The sequence below is a fragment of the Bacteroides sp. LFL-34 genome (assembly GCF_027257075.1).
GTDB classification, from domain to species: domain Bacteria; phylum Bacteroidota; class Bacteroidia; order Bacteroidales; family Bacteroidaceae; genus Bacteroides; species Bacteroides ovatus.
In genome coordinates, this window is sequence record NZ_JAPQKZ010000108.1 from 1 (window position 1) to 3,858 (window position 3,858).

Consider the following 3,858-nt stretch of genomic DNA (forward strand, 5'->3'; position numbering starts at 1 on the left):
AACCGCAGGGGGCGCAGGTGTAAAACAGGGCTGGTGAATGGCTGGGCTTACCGTTCCACGCTAACCCCAATCCGTCCGTGACGGATTTCGATTTTCGTCAGAAAATAGCAAGGTGTGTTCTATGGCACATAGAACCGTTTTCCGTGCCTGAAAACGCCTTGCCCCTGTCGGGGGTAAAAATCACTCCGAAGTCGTAATTTTTTAATCCAAAGAAGCATGGAAACAAGAAGAACCAACAAGGGCGGTCGCCCCGCCCTCGCAGACCCGGCGAAGCATCGCCATGTCCTTTACCTGAACGACCGGGAGAATGCCCGCTTCCTCTCGCAATGGGAGCAGTCGGGCGTCACGAGCAAGTCCCGTTTCATCGCCGCCCGGCTGTTCGGCGAGCCGTTCCGGGTGGTGAAAGTGGACAAATCGGCAGTAGAATATTGCGCCCGGCTGACCGAATTTTATGCCCAGTTCCGGGCGGTTGCGGTCAATTACAACCAAGTGGTAAAGGCTCTGAATAGTAACTTTTCGGAGAAAAAGGCACTGGCTTTTCTCTATAAACTGGAGAAAGCGACCACCGAACTGGCTGTGTTGAACCGTCAGGTTATCGACCTGACAAACGAGTGCAGGGAACTATGGTTGCCAAAATAAGCACGGGCGGCAATATGTTCGGCGCACTGGCATACAACCAAAACAAGGTGGACAGCGGGGAAGCAAAGGTGCTTTTCTCCAACCGGATGCTGTTGGGCGAGGACGGGAATTTCTCTATCGGCGAGTGTATGCGCAGCTTTGAAATGCAGATGCCCGTCCAGCTATCCACCAAGAAGCCGATACTTCATATTTCCATAAACCCGCACCCGGAAGACGTGCTGACCGACCGGCAGCTTTCCGACATCGCCAAAGAGTATATGCGGAAGTTGGGCTATGGCGACCAGCCTTATCTGGTGTACAAGCATACCGACATCGACCGCCACCATATCCACATCGTGGGGTTGCGGGTGGACGAGAACGGCAAGCCGCTGAATGACAAGTTCGAGCATCGGCGCAGCAAGCAAATCACCCGTGAACTGGAGCAGAAATACAACCTGCACCCGGCAGAACGAAAGGAACGTGCCGAACGCCCCGAACTTAAAAAGGTGGACTATGCCGCCGGGGACGTGAAGCACCAAATCGGCAACACCGTGAAAGCGGCTTGCTATGGCTACCGCTTCCAGTCGTTCGGGGAGTACAAGGCTTTGCTTGCCGCTTACAACGTGTGCGCCGAGGAAGTCAAAGGCGAGATAAACGGCAAGCCCTATCAGGGCATTGTCTATTCCGCCATGAACGACAAGGGCGAAAAGGTGGGCAACCCGGTAAAGGCTTCCCGCATCGGCAAGTCGGTAGGTTATGAAGCGGTGCAGCGCAGAATGGAGAAATCGGGCGAAGCAATTAAGAACGGGAAACTGAAAGAGCGCACCCGGAAGATTGTAGCCACTGCCATGCAGACCGCCCGCAGCCGCAAGGAACTGGAACGACAGCTAAAGAAGCAGGGCATTGATGTGGTATTCCGTCAGAACGACAACGGGCGCATCTATGGCGTTACGTTCATCGACCACGACAGCCGGGTGGTGCTGAACGGTTCACGCTTGGGTAAGGAGTATTCGGCGAACGTGTTCAACGAACGTTTTTCGGGCGAAACCGGAAAGATACACCAGTCCGAAGTGGCAGCACCGCAGCAAGACCAGCCCACGCATCAGGAACAGCCGGGCTTCACGCCGAAAGCCGACATCGTTTCGGGCATGGCTTCCGTGCTGGGTGCTTTCGGCGGTTTGCTGGGCGGCGGTGCATCAGGCGGTGACGAGCCGCAGGACACCGACCGCCAAAAGAGAAAGAAGAAAAAGAAGCGCACAAGGCGCATCAACTAACTTAAAAACATTACAATCATGCAACAGGAAGATGATTTGAGAGGGCTTGCAAGGGTCATGGACTTTATGCGGGCTGTCAGTATTCTATTCGTGGGAATAAACGTGTACTGGTTCTGTTACTCCACCCTGAAAGAATGGGGAGTGACGTTTGAGGTGATAGACAAGATACTGTGGAACTTCCAGCGCACCACCGGGCTGTTCTCGTCTATCTTATGGACAAAACTATTTTCGGTGGTGTTCCTCGCCCTGTCGTGTATCGGCACTAAGGGCGTGAAAGAGGAAAAGATAACGTGGGCGAAGATACATTGCAGCCTTGCGGCGGGTGTCGTGTTGTTTTTCCTGAACTGGTGGCTGCTGGAACTTCCGCTGCCACATACGGCGGACACTGTGTTTTATATCGCCACGCTGTCGGCGGGCTATATCTGTATGCTCATGGCGGGTACGTGGATGTCCCGGTTATTGAAAAACAACCTCATGGATGATGTCTTTAATACCGAGAACGAAAGTTTCCAGCAGGAAACAAGGCTTATCGAGAACGAGTATTCTGTAAATCTGCCTACCCGGTTCTACTATAAGAAGAAGTGGAACAATGGCTATATTAACGTTGTAAACGTTTTTCGTGCGAGCATCGTGTTAGGAACGCCGGGCAGCGGGAAGTCATACGCAGTAGTAAATAATTACATAAAACAGCAAATCGAGAAAGGTTTTGCGCTCTACCTGTATGATTATAAGTTTCCTGACCTTTCGGAAATCGCTTACAATCATTTGCTTAACCACTTGGACGGCTACAAGGTCAAGCCGAAATTTTACGTTATCAACTTTGACGACCCACGCAAGAGCCACCGATGTAACCCTATAAACGCCAGCTTCATGTCGGACATTGCGGATGCTTATGAAGCCAGCTACACGATTATGCTTAACCTCAATCGAAGCTGGATAAGCAAGCAGGGCGACTTCTTCGTGGAAAGCCCGATTATCCTGCTTGCAGCCATTATTTGGTATTTGCGCATCTATCAAGGCGGCAGGTATTGCACGTTTCCCCATGCCATAGAACTGTTGAACAAGAAATACGCTGATGTATTCACGATTTTGCGCAGTTATCCCGAACTGGAAAATTACCTTTCCCCGTTCGTGGACGCTTGGGAAAGTTCGGCAGTTGAACAGTTGCAGGGGCAGATTGCCAGTGCAAAAATCCCGCTTTCAAGGATGATTTCACCCGCCCTTTACTGGGTAATGACGGGCGATGATTTTTCACTTGACATCAACAACCCGAAAGAGCCTAAAATACTGGTTGTCGGCAACAATCCTGACCGCCAAAATATCTACTCGGCAGCACTGGGATTATATAATTCCCGTATCGTGAAGCTGATAAACAAGAAAGGTCAGCTTAAAAGTTCGGTGATAATAGATGAATTACCAACTATATATTTTCGGGGGTTGGATAATTTGATTGCCACCGCCCGAAGCAACAAGGTTGCGGTTCTGTTAGGCTTTCAGGATTACAGCCAGCTTACCCGTGATTACGGGGACAAGGAAAGCCGGGTTATCCAAAATACTGTGGGTAACGTGTTCAGCGGTCAAGTAGTCGGTGAAACGGCGAAAATCCTTTCCGAGCGTTTCGGAAAGGTGTTGCAGAAACGGCAGAGCATGACGATAAACCAACGGGAAAAATCCACCTCGATAAGCACCCAAATGGACAGCCTGATACCCGCCAGCAAAATATCCAACCTCACGCAAGGTATGTTCGTGGGTGCTGTGGCGGACAACTTCGATGAACGGATAGAGCAGAAGATTTTCCACTGCGAAATCGTGGTGGACAACGAAAAGGTGAAGCGGGAAACCGCCCATTACGTGAAGTTGCCGCAGATTATCGACTTCACCGACAAGGACGGCAACGACCGGATGCAGGAGGAGATACAAGCCAACTATGACCGCATCCGTCAGGAAGTCAGGCAGATAGTCGAGG

At 51.3% G+C, this 3,858-nt stretch carries 3 protein-coding genes; all 3 read left to right on the forward strand.

All coding sequences use genetic code 11. The features are described from left to right. Window positions 1–216 precede the first annotated feature (216 nt). Window positions 217–639, forward strand: a complete 423-nt coding sequence (gene mobA, locus N5O98_RS26925) for a conjugal transfer protein MobA (protein WP_004309974.1) — start codon at window positions 217–219, stop codon at window positions 637–639. Continuing rightward, entirely contained in the window at window positions 624–1,892 is a 1,269-nt protein-coding gene (gene mobB, locus N5O98_RS26930; protein ID WP_007566686.1) for a conjugal transfer protein MobB, read from the forward strand. Before mobA ends, mobB begins: the two co-directional genes overlap by 16 nt. 18 nt (window positions 1,893–1,910) lie before the next feature. Beyond that, a partial coding sequence (gene mobC, locus N5O98_RS26935) for a conjugal transfer protein MobC (RefSeq protein WP_269496217.1) occupies window positions 1,911–3,858 on the forward strand: 1,948 nt, incomplete at its 3' end.